The organism is Brachybacterium sp. NBEC-018, from assembly GCF_024860185.1.
GTDB classification, from domain to species: Bacteria; Actinomycetota; Actinomycetes; order Actinomycetales; family Dermabacteraceae; genus Brachybacterium; species Brachybacterium rhamnosum.
This window is the reverse complement of sequence record NZ_CP100650.1, coordinates 1066079-1084524: the sequence shown is the minus strand read 5'-3', so window position 1 is coordinate 1084524 and position 18446 is coordinate 1066079. Positions and strand designations below refer to the sequence as shown.

The window sequence follows — 18446 nt, the reverse complement described above, 5'->3', positions numbered from 1 at the left end:
CCGTGCCGGGCCCGTCAGGTGGTCCGTGCGCCGTCACGGCGCTCCGCCGACGGTGGCGGGGACCGCTCGAATGCTAACGTTCACATCCAGGCACGTGTCGCACATCCCCCGCACGACGGGTCACGAATCGGCAACGACGCCCACCGCGGGCCGCCCCCGGCAGGACGGGACGGGCCGGTGGATCAACGCTGGTCAGAACGCGATTCCCGAGCACCGGACGAGTCAGGAGAGGGAGCCATGAGCAGCACCGCGCGCCGCCCCTCGATGGGTGACGTCGCCGCGCGCGCCGGGGTCTCGTACCAGACCGTCTCGCGCGTGCTCAACGAGCCCGCGATCGTCCGGCCGGACACCCGCGACCGGGTGCTCGCGGCGATCACGGAGCTCGGCTACACCCGCAACCGGGCCGCCCGCGCCCTCAAGACCTCCCGCTCGTCCCTGATCGGCGTGCTCACCGACGGCTCCTCGCTGTTCGGCCCGGCGGAGACCACGACCGCGGTGGAGACCGCGGCCCGCGAGGCGGGCTACGCGGTCGTGCTCACGTCGATGCCGCCGGAGTCGGCGGACGCCCAGGAGATCGGCGCCGCGCTGATCGGCTCCGGGGCGGACGGCATCCTCGTCATCGCCGCGCACGACGGCATGGCGCCCGCGGTCGCGGCGGTCTCCGGCAGCGTGCCTGTGGTCGCGATCTCCGCCCAGTCGCCGCACGAGGCCGGCGTGGACGTGGTGGGCATCGACCAGGCGCACGGCGCGCACCGGATCGTCGAGCACCTGCGGCGCACGGGGGCGCGATCGGCCGTCCACCTCGCCGGGCCCGAGGGCTGGTTCGACGCCCGCGCGCGTCGCACCGGCTTCGAGGAGGCGCTCGAGGGGCAGGGGCTCGACGGCGAGGTGGTGCGCTCCGCGGACTGGACGCCGCGCTCCGGCTACGAGCTGACGACGCAGCTGCTGCGCTCCTCCCGGCCCGAGGCGATCTTCGCGGCGAACGACATGATGGCGATCGGCGTGATCCACGCGCTGCACGAGCACGGCCTGCGGATCCCCGAGGACATGGCGGTGGTGGGTTTCGACAACACCCTGGGAGCCGAGTTCCTGATCCCGCCGCTGACGACCGTCTCGCAGCCGTTCGCCGAGGTGGGGCGGGTGGCGCTGGGGCATCTGCTGGGGCTCATGGGCGAGGCCGACGGCGAGGGCGCGTGCCCTCCCCCGCTGCTCCCGCGGCTCGTGGTGCGCCGCTCGACGCGGCCCGAGCGCACGCACTGAGCGCGCTCCGAGCGGCCGCCGCACGGGCACTGCCCATCCCGGATGTGAACGTTGACATCCGCTCGGCCCAGGTGATGGGATGCCCCCATGACTCACGATGCCGTGACCCCTGACGACCGTACCGCGGAGGACGCCGCCGCGCAGGCCGCCTCCCTCGCCGAGGGCCGCGCGCACCTCGGCATCGAGCTCGGCTCGACCCGCATCAAGGCCGCCCTCGTCGACGACGCGGGCGCCGTCCTCGCGACCGGCTCCCACGCCTGGGAGAACACCCTCGCGGAGGACAACTGGACCTACGCCCTCGAGGACGCCGAGGCCGGCCTGCAGGCCTGCTACGCCGATCTCGCCGCGCAGGTGCGCGAGCGGCACGGCGCGGAGATCACCGAGCTCGCCTCGATCGGCATCTCCGGCATGATGCACGGCTACCTCGCGCTCGACGCCGAGGGCGAGCAGCTCGTCCCCTTCCGCACCTGGCGCAACACCTACACCGAGGACGCCGCCGCGGAGCTCTCCTCGACGCTCGGGCTGAACATCCCGCTGCGCTGGAGCGTGTCCCACCTGCTGCACGCCGCGCGCGGCGGCGAGGAGCACGTGGACCGCCTGGGCGCGATCACGACCCTCGCCGGCTGGGTGCACCGCCGCCTCACGGGCCGGCACGTGCTCGGCGTGGGCGACGCCTCCGGCATGTTCCCGATCGCCGCGGACGGCACCGGCTACGACGCCGAGCTGCTCGAGCGCGCGGGCGGCCTCGAGGCCTTCCGCGATCGCCCCTGGTCGCTGACGGACCTCCTCCCCGAGGTGCTCGTCGCCGGCCAGGACGCGGGCGAGCTCACCGAGGAGGGCGCGCGGCTGCTCGACCCGAGCGGCACCCTGCGCCCCGGCGCCGTCGCCGCCCCGCCCGAGGGGGACGCCGGCACCGGCATGGTCGCCACGAACGCGGTGGGCCCGCGCACCGGCAACGTCAGCGCCGGCACGAGCGCCTTCGCGATGGTCGTGCTCGAGGGGCCGCTCTCCGGCCCCCGCGAGGAGATCGACCTCGTCACCACGCCCGCCGGGCACCCGGTCGCGATGATCCACACGAACAACTGCACGGGCGACCTCGACGCCTGGCTCGGGATCTTCGCGCGGTTCGCGGAGCTCTCCGGCTCCCCGGTCCCCGCGGAGGAGCTCTACTCGACCCTGTTCCGCGCGGGCGCCGAGGGCGAGGCCGACGCGGGCGGCGTGCTGAGCTACAACTACCTCTCCGGCGAGCACCAGACCGGCGTGCCCTCGGGCCGCCCGCTGCTGGTGCGCGAGCAGTCCGCCCGCTTCACGCTCGAGAACCTCATGCGGGCCCAGCTGCACGGCGCCTTCGGGGCGCTCGCGGTGGGCATGCGCGCCCTGCTCGTGGACGAGGGCGTCCAGCTCGACGTCATGCACGCCCACGGCGGCATCTTCCGCACCGCGGGCGTGGCCCAGCAGGTCCTCGCCGACGCGATCGACACCCCCGTCGCGGTCGGCGCCTCCGCCGGCGAGGGCGGCGCCTGGGGCATGGCCCTGCTCGCCGCCTACGCCCGCCGCCGCCGGCACGGCGACGGGGACCTCTCCCTCGCGGACTTCCTGGACCAGGAGGTCTTCGCGGGTGAGGACCAGAGCGTGCTCGATCCCTCCCCCGAGGGCGTGGCCGGCTACGCCCGCTGGCTCGAGGCGTACACCGCCGCACTGCCCGTCGAGCGGCTCGCCGGCGAGACGCTCGCCTGAACCTCCCCTCCCCCGACGGGCGCACCGCGCGCCCGTCGGATCCCCCGCACGTCCTGCTACAACGTTGAAGGAGAGCCCCCGTGCCCCTCGTCCTCGCCGACCTCCCCGCGCCCGTGCGCGAGGCCGTCGCCGCCACCCGTGAGCGCGTCGCCGCCCTGCACGCCGAGCTGCCCCGCAACGGGCTCGTCGTCTGGACCGCCGGCAACGTCTCCGAGCGCGTGCCCGGCCTGCCCGCCGACCTCCCGGGCCTGTTCGTCATCAAGCCCTCCGGCGTCTCCTACGACGACCTCACCCCGGAGTCGATGGTCGTGTGCACCCTCGACGGCGCGAAGATCGAGGACGGCACGCCCGACTCCCTCTCACCCTCCTCGGACACCGCCGCCCACGCCTACGTGTACGAGCACCTCGACCACGTGGGCGGCGTCGTCCACACGCACTCCACCTACGCGACCGCCTGGGCGGCGCGCGGCGAGGAGATCCCCTGCGTGCTCACGATGATGGGCGACGAGTTCGGCGGCCCGATCCCCGTCGGCCCCTTCGCCGTGATCGGCGACGACTCGATCGGCCGCGGCATCGTCGAGACCCTCCGCGGCTCCCGCTCCCGCGCCGTGCTCATGCAGAACCACGGCCCCTTCACGATCGGCTCCGACGCCCGCGACGCGGTCAAGGCCGCCGTCATGTGCGAGGAGGTCGCCCGCACCGTGCACATCTCCCGACAGCTCGGCGAACCGCTGCCGATCCCCCCGGAGCTCGTCGACTCCCTCTTCGACCGCTACCAGAACGTCTACGGCCAGAGCGCCGCGACCCCCGCCGACGACCAGCCCCAGGAGGCCTGAGCACCATGCAGAACCCCTTCGAAACCCGCGAGATCTGGTTCCTCACCGGAAGCCAGGGGCTGTACGGCCCCGAGACCCTCGACCAGGTCGCCGAGCAGTCCCGCACGATCGCCGAGACCCTCGACGCCGCCTCCGACATCCCCGTGAAGATCGTCTGGAAGCCCGTCCTCACCGACCGCGACGCGATCCGCGAGGTCGCGCTGGCCGCGAACGCGGACCCGGCCTGCGTCGGCGTCATCACCTGGATGCACACCTTCTCCCCCGCCAAGATGTGGATCCAGGGCCTCGACGCCCTGCGCACCCCGCTGCTGCACCTGCACACCCAGGCGAACGTCGCCCTACCCTGGGGCACGATCGACATGGACTTCATGAACCTCAACCAGGCCGCCCACGGCGACCGCGAGTTCGGGTACATCGCCACGCGGCTCGGCGTGGACCGCAGGACCGTCGTCGGCCACGCGAGCGACGCGGGCGTGCAGGCGAAGGTGGGCCGCTGGGCCCGCGCCGCGACCGGCTGGGCGGAGATGCACTCCCTGAGGCTCGCGCGCTTCGGCGACAACATGCGCAACGTCGCCGTCACCGAGGGCGACAAGACCGAGGCGGAGCTGCGGCTCGGCGTCTCCGTGAACACCTGGGGCGTCAACGACCTCGTCGCCGTGGTCGACGCGATCGAGGACTCCGCGATCGACGCCCTCGTCGCCGAGTACGAGGAGCTCTACGACGTCGTCCCCGAGCTGCGCGCCGGCGGCGAGCGCCACGAGTCGCTGCGCTACGGCGCCCGCCAGGAGCTGGGCCTGCGGCGCTTCCTCGAGGAGGGCGGCTTCGGCGCCTTCACCACGAACTTCGAGGACCTCGGCGGGCTGCGCCAGCTGCCCGGCCTCGCCGTGCAGCGCCTCATGGCCGACGGCTACGGCTTCGGCGCGGAGGGCGACTGGAAGACAGCGATCCTCGTGCGGGTCGCCGCCGTCATGGGCCACGGCCTGCCCGGCGGCGCCTCCCTCATGGAGGACTACACGTACGAGCTCACCCCCGGGAAGGAGAAGATCCTCGGCGCGCACATGCTCGAGGTCTCCCCCTCCCTCACCACCGCCCGCCCCTCGCTCGAGATCCACCCGCTCGGGATCGGTGACCGCGAGGACCCGGTGCGCCTCACCTTCTCCGCCGACCCCGGCCCCGCGGTCGTCGTCGCGCTGTCCGACATGCGCGAGCGGTTCCGCCTCGTCGCGAACGTCGTGGAGGTCGTCGAGCCCGACGAGGAGCTCCCGAACCTGCCCGTGGCCTGCGCGGTGTGGGAGCCCGCCCCGGACTTCGCGACCTCCGCGGAGTGCTGGCTGACGGCCGGCGCCGCCCACCACACGGTCATGAGCTCCGCGGTGGACCTCGAGACCTGGGAGGACCTCGCGACCATCGGCGACCTCGAGCTCGCGATCATCGACGAGACCACCACGGTGCGCTCCTTCGCCCAGGAGCTGCGCACCAACCAGGTCTACCACCGCCTCGCGCAGGGCTTCTGAGATGGCCTTCTCCGCACCGGGCCGCAGCTGGTCCGGGACCGTCGACTACGGTCCCGGCCCGCTGCACTCCCCCGCCTCCGTCGCCGAGCTGCAGGAGCTCGTCGCCGCCTCGCCGCGGCTGCGGGCGCTCGGCACCCGCCACTCGTTCTCCGAGGTCGCGGTCTCGAGCGGTCCGCTCGTCACCCTCGCCCGGATGCCGGCAGACATCGAGGTCGACACCGCCGCGCGCACCGTGCGCGTGGGGGCGGGGGTCCGGTACGGGGAGGTCGCCGTCGCCGCCCACGAGGCGGGGCTCGCGCTCGGCAACATGGGCTCGCTGCCGCACATCTCCGTGGGCGGCGCGAGCGCGACGGGCACCCACGGCTCCGGGGACGGCCACCGCTCGCTCGCGAACGCGGTGCGCCGCATCGAGCTGGTCACCGCGGGCGGGGACCTGCTCACCCTGGACCGCGAGGCGGATCCGGAGGTGTTCGGCGGGGCCGTGCTCGCGCTCGGCCTGCTCGGCGTGGCCACGCACCTCACCCTCGACCTCGTCCCCGCCCACGACATGGCGCAGACGGTCCACCTCGACCTCCCGGCCGCGGCGCTCGCGCAGGAGGAGCTCTCCGCGATCCTCGGCGCCGGGGACAGCGTGAGCCTCTTCCACCACTGGGACGGGACGATCGCGCAGGCCTGGGTGAAGCGTCGGCTCGGCCCCGAGGGACAGCCCGCGCTGCCCGAGCGCTGGCACGGCGGGACCCGGGCCCCGCGGCCCGTGCACCCGCTGCCCGGCATCGGCGCGGAGCCCTGCACCGACCAGAGCGGCGAGCCGGGGCCCGCGCACGAGCGGCTCCCGCACTTCCGTCTCGCCTTCACCCCCTCGAGCGGGGAGGAGATCCAGTCGGAGTACTTCGTGGCCCGGGAGGACCTCGCGGCCGCGCTCGCGGCGGTCATGCCGCTCGGCGAGCGGATCCGGCCGCTGCTGCACGCCTCCGAGGTGCGCACCGTCGCCGCGGACGAGCTCTGGCTCTCCCCGGCCCATCACCGCGACAGCGCCTGCGTCCACTTCACGTGGAAGCAGATGCCGCGCGAGGTCGACGCGCTCCTGCCGGAGATCGAGGAGCGCCTGGCGCCCTTCGCCCCGCGCCCGCACTGGGGCAAGGTCTTCACGACCGACCCCGCCGTGGTGCGCGACCAGTACCCGCGGCTCGCGGACTTCCTGGCGCTGCGCGACCGCCTGGATCCCGGCCGCACCTTCGCCAACGCCTACAGCGACCGCCTGCTCGGGGAGTGACATGACCACCACGACCGCCGCCGTCCCGCCCCGCGGCTGGAACTCCTGGGACTCCTACGGGACCACCGTCACCGAGGAGGAGGTGCTCAAGAACGCCCGCTTCCTGGCCGAGCACCTGCTCCCCCACGGCTGGGACACCGTCGTCGTCGACATCGACTGGGCGGATCCGTCGGCCCGCTCCCACGGCTACAACGCGGACGCCCCGCTCGTCATGGACGGCAACGGCCGTCTCCAGCCGGACCCGGGCCGCTTCCCGAGCGCCGCGGGCGGCGCCGGCTTCGGCCCGCTCGCCGAGCAGATCCACGCGCTCGGCCTGCGGCTCGGCATCCACGTGATGCGCGGGATCCCCCGCCGCGCCGTCGCCGCGGACCTCCCCGTGGCCGGCTCCTCGCTCACCGCCGCGCAGATCGCGGATCCCACGAACGCCTGCGAGTGGAACCCGGACATGGTCGGCATCGACCACACGGTGCCCGGCGCGGGCGCCTACTACGACTCGGTGCTCGCCCAGTACGCCGCGTGGGGCGTCGACTTCCTCAAGGTCGACGACATGCTCTGGCCCTACCAGGCCGCGGAGATCGAGGCCTTCGCCGGGTCGATCGCGCGCAGCGGCCGGCCGATGCAGCTGAGCCTCTCCCCCGGCCGGGACCTGTCCCTCACCCGGCTCCCGCACCTGCGCGAGCACGCGACCATGTGGCGGATCTGCGACGACCTCTGGGATTCGTGGGAGGACGTCGAGGCGAACCTCGCGCGCTTCGCCCGCTGGGCCCCGCACGCCGGCCCGGACGGCTGGCCCGACGGCGACATGCTGCCGCTGGGCCGGATCGGGATCCGCGCCGAGCGCGGCGAGCCCCGCGACGACCTGCTCACCCCGGAGGAGCGCCGCACCCTGATGACCCTCTGGGTGATCGCCCGCTCCCCGCTCATGGTGGGCGGGGACCTGCCCACCTCCGATCCCGCGACGATCGCCCTGCTCAGCAATGCCGAGGTGCTCGCCGTGCAGGCGGAGGCGACCGCGAGCCGGGAGGTGTTCCGCGAGGACCCGCTCGTGCTCTGGACGGCCGACGCCGCCGACGGCCGCACCTGGATCGCCGCGTTCAACGTGGGCGAGGAGGAGCTCGAGGTGTCGCTCGACAGCCAGGACGTGGGCCTGCCCGGCCGCGGCCTCGGCGAGGTCACCGAGCTGTGGAGCGGGGAGCCGGCACCCCTGCGGGAGGTCAGCGTGCAGTCCGACGACGCCCGCGGCGTCGCCCCAGGCTCCACCGCGATCGACGTGCGGATCCCCCGCCACGGCGCGGTGCTGCTGCGGCACACGCCGCGCGGCTGAGGCGGGGCGGTCGGCCCCGGGAGGGACCGACCGCCTCCCGGTCACGGCCGCGGCGCGGTGAAGGTGGTGACGGAGCGCGCGGCGAGGGTCACCGTGCCGCGGGCGGCGCCGTCGTCCCCTCGGTGCAGGACGATCGCCTCCCCCTTCGCGAGCGCCTCCTCCTCGGAGGTCCGCCAGGGCGTCAGCCGGAGCTTCGGGGAGCGCACGGGGACGGCGATCTCCACGGCCTGCTCGCTCGCGGACTCGTTGATCGCGACGACCACGAGCGTGCCGGTCTCCTCGTCGAGGTAGGCGGAGGCCCGGACCTCGACCACGCTCGCCGGGGTCCAGGCGAGGGCCTCGGCCTGGGTCATGCCGTCCGGGACGAGGAGGTCGAGGATGTTCGGGTCCTCGTGGCCGTCGGATCCGCCGCCGAAGTTCCAGTCCGTCGCCTCCCTCAGCACCTCGCGCACCCGCAGGGAGTCGGACTCCGCGTTCCCCTCCGAGCCGGTGACGACCACCTGGATCGCCCAGCCCGGCTGCACGTCGCCGAGGAACGCCTTGGGCACACGGATCGTGAGCGTGTCCCCCTCGACCTGCTGGGCGTCCTCGAGCGCGACGAGGAGCCGCTCCTGCATCTCCGGGGAGACCTTCGCGGCGACATCGGCCGCGATGACGTCGGTGCGCCCCGAGGCGAGGACGGCCCGGTCCCAGGCGAAGCCCTCGGCGACCCGGGCGCGGCGCCCGGGGAGGAGATCGGTGAAGCCGCCCTCGGCCCCCGCGTCGACGTAGAGGTCGATGTTCACGAGGTCGTGGCCGACGGGCGATCCGCCCCAGGGGTCCACGAGATCGGCGCCGAGCCGGACGGCGACGAGCACGTCCTCGCCGTCGTCGATCATCTCGACCGAGCGGAGGTCGAAGGTGCCCGGCGCGAAGACGGCGTTCCCGGGATAGGTGACGGCGCCCGGGCCGGTGTCGTCCCCGGCGGGGTCCTCGATCCTCAGGATCCGCTCCCCCGTCGCCGTGCCCGCGGTGATCTCGGGGCGCACGAAGGGGATGGCCGCCATGACCCCCTCCTGCGGCGCGGACTCCGTGAGCGCGAGGTCGATCCGGCGCGCGCCGGGGCGGAGGAAGCGGCTGTAGTTCCCGAGCGCCCAGAGCCGGCGCGTCTCCTGCACGGTCTCCTCGTCACCCGGTTCGACGTAGTCGGTGTAGAGCAGGCCGTCGTGGTAGTCGTATCGGCTCACGGCGATCCAGTACTGCCAGCTCGTGGCGCCGGCGAGGGTGAGATCGGCGTGGACGGTGCGGGCGAGCACGAGGGCGGAGTCCATCCCGGCGTCGCGCCCGCCGACCATCTCGCACCACTCGGTCATGGCGAGCGGGACCTCGGGGTGCGCGGCGAGATGCTCCGCGGCGAGCGTGCGCTGCTCGTCGGTCGACCAGTACGAGTGGGTCGCGAGCTCGCCGAGGCCGGCGCGGAGGTCGGGATCATCGAGCAGCACGTCCGTATAGGACTGCCCCGAGTAGAGCGCCTTGTACTCGCCGGACTCGGGGGCGGAGACGACGGTGTCGAGGTCGCTGTCCGCGAGGGCGTGCACGACGGCGGCGGTGAGGTCATGGACCTGCTCGGGCTCGTAGTGGCAGCCCTCCTGGCCCGGACCGTCCCAGGTCCACTGGGGCTCGTTGATCGGGCTGAGGGTGCGGAAGGCGATGCCCTCCTCGTCGCGGAAGTGCCGGAGCACGTCGAGGAGGTAGGCGACGAACTCCTCGTGGTGCTCGGCGGGGAGGTTCGAGGTGCCGGGGTCGCCGTAGGTGTGGCCGTTCGCGGTGAGCCGCCGGGGCGGGGAGTTCACGAAGGCGATGAGGTCCTCGACGCCGTGGTCCGCGGCGGCGCGGAGGAAGCGGCGGGCGGCCGCGTCGCGGCTCCAGTCGTAGGTGCCGGGTCCGGTCTCGAAGCCCTCGGCGGTGCGCCAGGGATCGGTGATGGTCTCGTCGGTCCCGCCGCCGATGTTGTAGCGGTACTGGGACAGGCCGATCCCCTGGCTGCGGGAGAAGAGGAGGCGGGCGACCTCGTGGCGGCGCGGCGCGTGCCAGGCGCCGAGCTTCTGCGCCCACCAGGCGCCGGAGGCGCCGAAGCCCTCGATCCGCTGGTGGCGGACGGTCGGGTCGATCGTGATGGCATAGGCCGGTGCGGCGGGGGCGCCCTCCGCACGGGCGGTCCCTGCTCCGGTGACGGCGCCGACGGCGGCCCCGGCGGCGACGGAGCCGGCCAGCAGCGCGCGCCGGGTGGGGCGGACGAGCCCGGGGCGGTGGATCGGGGAGCGAGCGCTCCACGGCGTGGGGGATGCGGTGGACATGGCGCCTCGTCTCCTGGTGCCGCACGACGTCGAGCAGCTTTTGGTGACCCTTAGGGTAAGGGTGTCGTCACGTGAAGTCCAGGCTTTCCCGGCATCCGGCCGGACCCCTTCCCTTCGTGCGTCGGCCCGGCTACGGTCGACCCACCGCACTTCTTTCGAGGGGTGCGATAAGGGTGGCCGGAGCACGCGGACGTGCCCGGCGCCCATCGGCCCCGCGACCGCGCCGGCCGCTCCCGCACGACTCGACGAGGAGTCCCCGTGCCCGCTCCCCTGCCTCCCCTCCCCCGCCGCAGCATGCTCCCCCGCCGGCGCAGCGTCCTGGCCGCCGCCCTCGCGGCGCCGCCCCTGGCCGCGCTCGCCGCCGCCCCCGCCCTCGCCGAGGGCACGACCACCGAGGACGCGCCGGCGGACGCCGACGCACGCACCGCGTTCACCCCCGGCGAGCCCTGGCTCGACACCGCCGGCAACGTCATCCAGGCGCACGGTGGCCAGGTCGTCGTCTCCGAGGACGCCGAGGGCCCGCTCTACCTCTGGTACGGCGAGGACCGGAGCAACGGCTACGGCTCCTCCCCCGGCGTGCACGTCTACTCCTCGCGCGACCTCTACACCTGGACCGACGAGGGCCTCGCCCTGCGCGCCCTCACCACCGCGGAGGAGATCGACACCGACCCGTACTTCACGGCGCTCTACGAGGGGTACACCGAGGAGCAGAAGGCCGCCGTCGTGCGCGACCTGCAGACCACCGCGACCCCCGGCAGCAGCGCCCCCGCCGCGATCCTCGAACGGCCCAAGGTGCTCCACAACGCCGCGAAGGGCACCTGGGTCATGTGGGTCCACGCCGACGGCCCCTCGGAGACCTCCACCGCCCAGTACGCGAAGGCCCGTGCCGGCGTCGCCGTCTCCGACTCCCCCACCGGCCCCTTCCGCTGGATCGACAGCTACCGCCTGCACCACGCCCCCGAGGGCGAGCCCGACTGGCAGCCCGACAACCCCGGCATGGCCCGGGACATGACCCTCTTCCTCGACGACGACGGCACCGCCTACATCATCTACTCGAGCGAGGAGAACTACTCCCTGTTCATCTCGAGGCTCGACGAGGACTTCACCCAGCTCGCGACCCCCGCGGAGGACGCCGTCAAGGGCGTGGACTTCATCCGGCCCTACATCGGCGCCCACCGCGAGGCCCCGGCCCTGTTCAAGCGCGCGGGGACCTACTACCTCATCACCTCCGGCGCGACCGGCTGGGACCCCAACCCCGCCCAGTACGCGACCGCGACGGAGATCCTCGGCGAGTGGACCGACCACGGCAACCCCGTGACGGGAGAGGGCGGCGGCGGTGGCGCCGGGGACACATTCCGCTCCCAGTCCACGAACGTCATCCCCGTGGACCCGGAGCGCGGCACCTACATCTACATGGGTGACCGTTGGACCCCCTCCGACCTCAAGAACGCGCCGTACATCTGGCTGCCGCTGCGCTTCGGCGAGGGCACGCAGACCTCGCTCGTGTGGGAGGACTCCTGGCGCTGGGAGGACCAGCCCGCCCAGCCCGCCTTCACCGTCGACGTCGCCCTGCCGGAGTCCGTGCGGATCGGCGAGACGCAGCGCCTCCCCCGCCACGGCACCCTCCGCCTCGCGGACGGCACGAGCGAGAAGCGCAGGATCACCTGGGAGGCGACCCTCGACCGACCCGGGAAGGTCGCCGTCACGGGCACCCTCTCCGGTCCCGAGGGCCTCACCGTGCGGCGCGAGGTGCTCGTGGTCCCGCAGCACATGGTCTACCTCGTGAACGCGGGCGGCGAGGAGACGAGCGACTACCTGGCCCTGCGTGAGCACGCCCAGGGCCGCGGCCTGCGGAACTCCGTCGCGGACCAGCCCTACGGCGCCGATCCGGCGACGGGGAGCGTCTGGGGCTACGAGGGCCGCTCGAAGAGCGCCGGCAGCGGCACCGACTCGATCGACCGCACGCTGCGCTACGCCACGGACCACGACGACCTCACGTACCGCTTCGCGAACCTGCCCGCCGGCTCGTACACGGTGCACGTGGGCTATTACGACCCGTGGCCCTGGGCGAACCGCGCCGCGCAGGTGAGCATCAACGACGAGGTCGTCGCCGACGAGCAGCTGTTCACCGCGACCCCCGAGGCCGCGGCCTACGGCGGGGTCGAGGTGGGCGAGGCCGGGGAGATCCGCCTCGTCCTGCACCCCACGCGCTCGCCCGACGTGCAGGTCAGCTGGGTGGCGATCGTCGCCGAGTGACGGGAGCGGGCGGCCGACGGGGACCCCGTCGGCCGCTCAGCCCTCGCGCTGCGGGACCGCCCAGCCGGTGCGCGGGCCGCGCCCGGCGGCGGGCACCACGGGGGTCGGGGGGCTCGACGGGCTCGGCAGGCCCACCCGCTCGAGGAACCCCTCGAGGGCGAGCACCGCCATGCCGAGGCTCACGCCCTCACCGTCCGCCTCGGTGAACTCGATGCTCAGCGCGGCGGAGGGGCCCGGCAGGCACTCCTGCGCGATGCGCTCGCGCACCCGCTCCTGCAGCTCCCAGCCCGCGTACCGGGTGATCCAGCCGAGCACCGAGACGTGCTCGGGGTTCAGCAGGTTCACGAGGTTGCCGACGGCCGCCGCGAGGTAGTCGCCCGTGCGCAGCAGCGCCTCGCGCGCTGTCTGGTCCCCGGCGGCCTCCGCGCGCATGAGCCGCTCGACGAAGTCCCGGTGATGGGGCACGGCGAGCAGCTCGTGCTCGGGGTCGATCTCCGCGACCGTGGCGCGGATGCCCTCGACGCCCACGTACGCCTCGACGCAGCCGGAGCGGCCGCAGCGGCAGGCGCGCCCGCCCCAGACGAGGGTCGTGTGCCCCCATTCGCCGGCGGAGTTCCCGGGGCCGCGCAGCAGCTGGCCGTCGACGATGATCCCCGCCCCCACACCGGTCCCGAGGTTCACGGCGACGAAGTGGCGGAAGCGCCGCCCGGCCCCGAACCACAGCTCACCCGTCGCGAGCGCCATGAGCGGGTTGTCGATGCGGACGGGCACGGGGACGGCCTTCTCGAGCTCCTCCATGAGCGGCACCTCGTGCCAGTCCCAGTTGGGGGCGAAGACGTCCACCCCGCGCGCCGGGTCCACCTGCCCGGGCAGCGAGATGCCCGCGCCGAGCACCTCCCCCTCGAGCTCCGGGTGCCGCGCGAGGATCACGGTGATGCAGCCGCCGATCCGCTCCGCGATGGTGGCGATGCTCTGCGTCCCCGGGGCGAGGTCCACACGCTCCTGGTCCACCCGCACGAGGGACGCGTCGAAGAGGTCCACGCGCACGTAGGTCTCCGCGACGTCGACCGCGAGCAGCGCGCCGCGCGCGGGGTTCGCCTGGAACGTCGAGGTGGGCCGCCCGCCCTGGGAGGAGATCCGGCCCGCCTCACGCAGCACGCCCTCCTCGACGAGCTCGCCGACGAGGGTCGTGACCGTCGCCGGGCTGAGCCCCGTCTCGGCGCTCACCTGGGCACGGGTGACCGTGCCGCGCGCGTAGACCGTGCGCAGCACCATGAAGCGGCTCTCGCTGCGGATGTCCTTGGACGTCTTCGTGGCCACGGCTTCCCTCCCGGTCGTGGGGCCTGCGGGGGCGACCCGCTCGTGGCCGTCCGGTGACCGCTCAGCGCGGAACGGCGGCGCGGCGGGCGCCCCCGAACATACCGCCTCCCGCGCCGAGCGCCTCGACGAGCAGGAGCACGTCGTCGGGATCACCGTCGGACCATCCCGCGGGGATCCACGACCGGTGCGCGTCGCCGCCGGAGACGGCGGGGGCGCCGAGCACGTGGCGGGAGACCCGCCGGCCGCCGACGAGGACGGTCACCTCCACGTCCTCGCCGGCGAGCTCGAGGAGGCGCCCCGGTCCCGCGGGCGCCGGGGCGGCGTCGAGCCGCACGAGCAGCCGCTCCCCCGCGTCGAGCCGCAGCCCCTCCCGCGGCAGGGGCGCGCCGGTGCCCGCCGCCGGGGCCCGCTCGGTGAGGCGCGCGGCGAGATCCTCCTCGCGCGCGGTGCGCAGGGCGGTCACGCGCGGCGGCCGCACCGCGAGCAGCTCGACCCGCTCGAGCAGGCCGCCCGGCACGTGCGGGGCGAGGACCTCCACCTCCGCAGGGCCGCCGGAGGGCAGGAGGACGACGGGCGATCCCGGCGTGACGAGCTGCTCCGCCTCACCGCCGACGGCGACCCGCACCGGCTCGGTGAGCCCGTGCAGGACGAGCACCTGCGCGTTCCCCTCGGCGGGGGCCGGGAGGGTGCGGCCGTAGCGGACGGGCCGGCCGGGGTTCGCGCTCGACCAGCCGCCGAGGCCGCGCAGGGGCGGCTGGTCGAGGCGGCCGCGGGCGCGGCGGTCCGGCAGCTCCCGCACCTCCCAGAGGTCGGTGAGGTCGGTGCTCCCGTGGATCGCGAGCACCGTGCCGAGGCCGCGGCCCGCGCCGAGGCGGAGGGCGGGCAGGCGGGCGTCGTCGAAGTTCGCGCGGCCCCAGATCTCGGCCGTGACCTGCACCCGGTGCGCAGAGGCGGGGCCGAGGGGCACCCGGATCGGGGCGCCGTGGGTGCCGTGCACGGCGCGATGACCACCGGTGCCGTCGGCGCTGTCGACGACGACGCGCACGAGGTCCGCGGCACCGAGCAGCAGCAGCCCGCTCGCCCCGGCGGGCACCTCGAGCTCCGCGGCGACGCGGCCGTCGGCCAGTCCGAGCGCCTCGGCGCCGGGCAGCGCCCCCTCCGGCACGGGGCGCGCGTCGAGGAGATCCTCGACCGCCGGCGCCGGGAGCAGCTCCCCGCCGGCGGCGTGCAGGACGGGCTCGGGGTCCGCGAGACGCGGGCCGGGCTCGCTGATGCGGACGCTCACCGCGTGCGCGGCCCGCACGGTCGCCGCGCGGCCGGGGCCCCGCAGCTCCAGCAGCTCCTCGCCGCCGCCCGCGGTGGGCACGGCGAGGCGGACCTCCGCGGAGTCGCCGCCGGTGAAGCTGAGGGTGAGCCCCTCGGGGCCGGACTCGACCCCGGTGAGCTCCGCGGTCGCGACGCGCAGGGTGCCGGGGGCGCCCCAGGGGTCCAGGGGCACGTCGAGCGCCCAGAACGGGCAGGCGCCCGCGGGGACGCCCGCCGTCAGCTCGATCCCGCTCGCGGAGCGCAGGCGCACGGGCAGCTCCTCGGCGCCGAGGGCCGCGGGGCCCACGATCGTGCCGCCGCCGGGCAGGGCGAGCGCACCACCCACGACCGGCTCGCCCGCCGCGTCGGTGACCGCGGAGGCGTCGAGCGGCACCGGCGCGGCGGCCGCGAGGCGCCCGCCCCAGGCGGTCAGGGTCGCGGTGAGGTCCCGGGCCTCGTCGTACTCGGGGCGGCGGCGGCCCTCGGGCGTGAGGTACCCGTCGAAGTCGTAGTCGTGGGTCATGAGGTTCCCGGGCTCGCCCCAGTTCCCCGCCGAGGGCAGCACCTGATGATCGAAGCCGGAGGTCTGGAGGTACGGGGCGACGAGCCGGGCGCCCGCGAGGATCTCGCGGCGCAGCGTGCGATGCACGCGGTTGGTCTCCGTGACCAGCAGCGGGAGGTCGCGGTCCCCGAGCACGCGGGCGTAGTGACGGGTCTCCTCGTCGAAGGTCGTCGAGGAGTCCGCGGGGTAGAGGTTCACGGTGGGCACCACGCCCGGGGCGTCGCCGGAGGCGCCCGCGAGGTCGCCCTGGCCGGCGCAGGCGATGAGCGGCACCTCGATGCCGGCCTCGCGGGCGCGATCGGCGAGGTGGGTCATGTACGCCTCGGGGTCCGGGCAGTCGAAGAAGTCCAGCTCGTTCTCGATCTGCACGAGCGCCACCGGACCGCCCCGGGTGGTCTGGGCGTCGGCGAGCACGGGCATGACCGCCCCGAACCAGCGGTCCACCGCGGCGAGGTAGTCCGGGTCGGTGGTGCGCAGGGCCGACGGCGCCGTCGGAGCGTCCCCGTGCAGCCACCAGGGCAGGCCGCCGCCGTCGGTCTCCGAGCAGATGTACGGCCCCGGCCGCGCCATGACCAGCAGCTCCCGCTCCTGGGCGAGGTCGAGGAAGCGGCGCAGGTCCCGCTGCTCGGAGTCGAGATCGATGACGCCCGGCTCCTGCTCGTGGAAGCCCCAGTGCACGTAGAGGTCGATCATCCGGTAGCCGGAGTCGCGGACGAGGTCCAGGCGGTGCTCCCACTGGTCCGCGGGGAGGCGGAAGGGGAACACCGAGGAGCACAGGAGCACCGCGGGCGTGCCGTCGAGCTCGAGCCGCGACGAGGAGAGGTCGATCCGGGAGGTCATCACTTGACCCCCGCGCTGCCGGCGGAGAGGTTCATCTCGTACATGTATTTCTGCCCGAAGTAGTAGATGACGATCATCGGCAGCGACAGGAAGATCGAGCCGACCATGATGAGGTTCCACGGGGGCGTCTGCAACTCCTGGCTGGTGGAGGTCAGGTACTGCACGCCGAGGGCGAGCGGCATCTTCTCCTCGGAGTTGATGTAGATGAGCGGCCCCATGAAATCACCCCACATCGCGGTGAGGGTGAAGATGGCGATGGCGATCAGGATCGGAGACATCATCGGCAGGATGAGCCGGACGTAGATGCCGAAGAACCCCAGGCCGTCGATCGACGCCGCCTCGTCCATCTCGTAGGGGATGCGCGTGACGAACTGGCGCACCAGGAAGATGTTGAAGGCGTTGGAGAAGAACTGCGGGACGATGAGCGGGAGGAACGTGTCCACCCAACCCAGCTCACTGAAGATCCAGAACTGCGGGATCATCGTGATCTGGGCGGGGACCATCATCGTCGCGATGACGATGAGGAAGAGCCCCTTCTTGCCCGGTGCCCGCAGCCTCGCGAACGCGTAGCCCACGAGGGAGCTCGAGAGCACCTGGCCGATCGCCGAGGTGACGGCGATGATCACGGAGTTGATCATGAAACGGCCCACGGGGAGGCTCGTCCGGAAGATCTCGACGAAGTTCGAGAACTGCCAGTCCCTCGGCAGGATCGTCAGCTGACCGGTGGACACCGTGGAGTCCGAGGCCAGGGCGATCGAGACGACGAACACCAGCGGCACCATGAAGATCGCCGAGAGGATCACGAGCATCCCGTAGGTGAACGGGCCGCCGCGGAACGCGCTGAGGGTGCGCGGCCGCGTACGCCGGGCGGCGCCGCTCGCCGCGGGAAGAGTGGTCGTGGCGCTCATGAGCGCACCTCCGATTCGTAGAAGACCCAGCGTCCGGAGGTTGCGAAGGCGATCGCGGTGAAGATCATGATGACGACGAAGAGGATCCAGGCGATCGCCGAGCCGTAGCCCATGTGGTAGAAGCGGAACGCCTCGTCGAACAGCATGGGGACGGCCATCTGGCTCGCGTTGTCCGGCCCGCCGCCGGTGAGGATGAAGACCTGGGCGAAGACCTGGAACGACCCGATGATCCCCATGATGAGGTTGAAGAAGATCACCGGGGTGAGCTGCGGGAAGGTCACCGACCAGAACTGCCGGAACCCGGATGCGCCGTCGATCTCCGCCGCCTCGTACAGCTCCTTGGGGATGCCGTTCATGCCGGCGAGCAGCAGGATCGTGCCGCCTCCGGCCTGCCACAGCGACATGAGGATCAGAGCCGGCTTCACCCAGCGCGAGTCCATGAGCCAGTTGGGCCCCTCGATGCCGATGAGGGCGAGCGCCTGGTTCAGCGGCCCCGCCTCCGGGGCGAACACCATCTGGAAGATGAGCGCGACGGCCACGATCGGGATCAGGTGGGGCAGATAGACGAGCGTGCGGAACAGCTTCCGGAAACGGACCTTCTTGTTGAGCAGGTTCGCGATGAAGAGGGAGACCACCATGCCGAGCGGCACCGAGATCAGCGAGTAGAACGCGGTGTTGCCCATGACCTTGAGGAAGATCGGGTCGTCCGTGAGCAGGGTGATGTAGTTGTCCAGGCCCACCCACACGGGAGCGGTGAACGAGTCCCAGTCGGTGAACGAGAGATAGAACGAGAAGATCATCGGGCCGAGCAGGAAGACCAGGAACCCGATCGCCCACGGTGAGATGAACAGGTAGAAGAAGAGGGCCTCGCGACGACGGTGCGGAGCCAGACGGGGACGGGGCCGGCGCCGGCCGGGAGCGGACTCCCGACCGGCGGCATCAGCGGCCACAGGGGCGACGGCGGTGGTCACAGGG

At 73.6% G+C, this 18446-nt stretch carries 12 protein-coding genes; 7 read left to right on the top strand and 5 right to left on the bottom strand.

Translation table 11 applies throughout. The annotated features are described in order from the left end of the window. Positions 1 to 237 precede the first annotated feature (237 nt). The 6 genes from NLU66_RS04825 (at position 238) to NLU66_RS04800 (ending at position 7944) form a co-directional block, all read left to right on the top strand. The gene (locus NLU66_RS04825) at positions 238 to 1260 is read left to right on the top strand and encodes a LacI family DNA-binding transcriptional regulator (protein WP_259361810.1); all 1023 of its coding nucleotides are present in this window, start codon (positions 238 to 240) and stop codon (positions 1258 to 1260) included. Between the two features lie 87 nt (positions 1261 to 1347). Beyond that, positions 1348 to 2997 carry a xylulokinase gene (locus NLU66_RS04820; RefSeq protein ID WP_259361809.1) on the top strand — a complete coding sequence of 550 codons (1650 nt, stop codon included), beginning with the start codon at positions 1348 to 1350 and terminating at the stop codon, positions 2995 to 2997. 80 nt (positions 2998 to 3077) lie between these two features. Continuing rightward, positions 3078 to 3833: an L-ribulose-5-phosphate 4-epimerase gene (locus tag NLU66_RS04815; RefSeq protein ID WP_259361808.1), complete on the top strand. Its 756-nt coding sequence runs from the start codon at positions 3078 to 3080 to the stop codon at positions 3831 to 3833. A 5-nt stretch (positions 3834 to 3838) separates the two neighbouring features. Then, positions 3839 to 5347 (top strand): L-arabinose isomerase, encoded by a 1509-nt coding sequence (araA, locus tag NLU66_RS04810; protein WP_259361807.1) that lies wholly within the window; start codon positions 3839 to 3841, stop codon positions 5345 to 5347. A 1-nt stretch (position 5348) separates the two neighbouring features. Next, positions 5349 to 6620 (top strand): FAD-binding protein, encoded by a 1272-nt coding sequence (locus NLU66_RS04805; protein ID WP_259361806.1) that lies wholly within the window; start codon positions 5349 to 5351, stop codon positions 6618 to 6620. A 1-nt stretch (position 6621) separates the two neighbouring features. Continuing rightward, positions 6622 to 7944 carry a glycoside hydrolase family 27 protein gene (locus tag NLU66_RS04800; protein WP_259361805.1) on the top strand — a complete coding sequence of 441 codons (1323 nt, stop codon included), beginning with the start codon at positions 6622 to 6624 and terminating at the stop codon, positions 7942 to 7944. 41 nt (positions 7945 to 7985) lie between these two features. Here NLU66_RS04800 and NLU66_RS04795 read toward each other — a convergent pair whose 3' ends face one another. Further along, positions 7986 to 10280 (bottom strand): glycoside hydrolase, encoded by a 2295-nt coding sequence (locus tag NLU66_RS04795; RefSeq protein ID WP_259361804.1) that lies wholly within the window; start codon positions 10278 to 10280, stop codon positions 7986 to 7988. 258 nt (positions 10281 to 10538) lie between these two features. Here NLU66_RS04795 and NLU66_RS04790 point away from each other — a divergent pair, with 258 nt between their 5' ends. Next, positions 10539 to 12536 (top strand): glycoside hydrolase family 43 protein, encoded by a 1998-nt coding sequence (locus tag NLU66_RS04790; RefSeq protein ID WP_259361803.1) that lies wholly within the window; start codon positions 10539 to 10541, stop codon positions 12534 to 12536. Positions 12537 to 12572: 36 nt separating this feature from the next. Here the strand turns inward: NLU66_RS04790 and NLU66_RS04785 are convergent, their stop codons facing one another. The 4 genes from NLU66_RS04785 to NLU66_RS04770 form a co-directional block, all read right to left on the bottom strand. Then, a complete protein-coding gene (locus tag NLU66_RS04785) occupies positions 12573 to 13856 on the bottom strand; it encodes an ROK family transcriptional regulator (protein ID WP_259361802.1) in 1284 nt (427 codons plus the stop codon). 61 nt (positions 13857 to 13917) lie between these two features. Continuing rightward, on the bottom strand, positions 13918 to 16563 hold the full coding sequence (locus tag NLU66_RS04780; RefSeq protein WP_259361801.1) for a beta-galactosidase: 2646 nt from the start codon (positions 16561 to 16563) through the stop codon (positions 13918 to 13920). Continuing rightward, positions 16563 to 17471, bottom strand: a complete 909-nt coding sequence (locus NLU66_RS04775) for a carbohydrate ABC transporter permease (protein WP_137769630.1) — start codon at positions 17469 to 17471, stop codon at positions 16563 to 16565. The genes NLU66_RS04780 and NLU66_RS04775 overlap by 1 nt, the downstream gene beginning before the upstream one ends. Further along, positions 17468 to 18442, bottom strand: a complete 975-nt coding sequence (locus NLU66_RS04770) for a carbohydrate ABC transporter permease (RefSeq protein WP_259361800.1) — start codon at positions 18440 to 18442, stop codon at positions 17468 to 17470. Before NLU66_RS04770 ends, NLU66_RS04775 begins: the two co-directional genes overlap by 4 nt. Positions 18443 to 18446: the final 4 nt, after the last annotated feature.

Bases quoted from the DNA above. Each gene is read 5' to 3' on its own strand.
- NLU66_RS04825 (WP_259361810.1), top strand. From the start codon at position 238: ATGAGCAGCACCGCGCGCCGCCCCTCGATGGGTGACGTCGCCGCGCGC.
- NLU66_RS04820 (WP_259361809.1), top strand. From the start codon at position 1,348: ATGACTCACGATGCCGTGACCCCTGACGACCGTACCGCGGAGGACGCC.
- araA (WP_259361807.1), top strand. From the start codon at position 3,839: ATGCAGAACCCCTTCGAAACCCGCGAGATCTGGTTCCTCACCGGAAGC.
- NLU66_RS04805 (WP_259361806.1), top strand. From the start codon at position 5,349: ATGGCCTTCTCCGCACCGGGCCGCAGCTGGTCCGGGACCGTCGACTAC.
- NLU66_RS04800 (WP_259361805.1), top strand. From the start codon at position 6,622: ATGACCACCACGACCGCCGCCGTCCCGCCCCGCGGCTGGAACTCCTGG.
- NLU66_RS04795 (WP_259361804.1), bottom strand. From the start codon at position 10,280: ATGTCCACCGCATCCCCCACGCCGTGGAGCGCTCGCTCCCCGATCCAC.
- NLU66_RS04780 (WP_259361801.1), bottom strand. From the start codon at position 16,563: ATGACCTCCCGGATCGACCTCTCCTCGTCGCGGCTCGAGCTCGACGGC.
- NLU66_RS04775 (WP_137769630.1), bottom strand. From the start codon at position 17,471: ATGAGCGCCACGACCACTCTTCCCGCGGCGAGCGGCGCCGCCCGGCGT.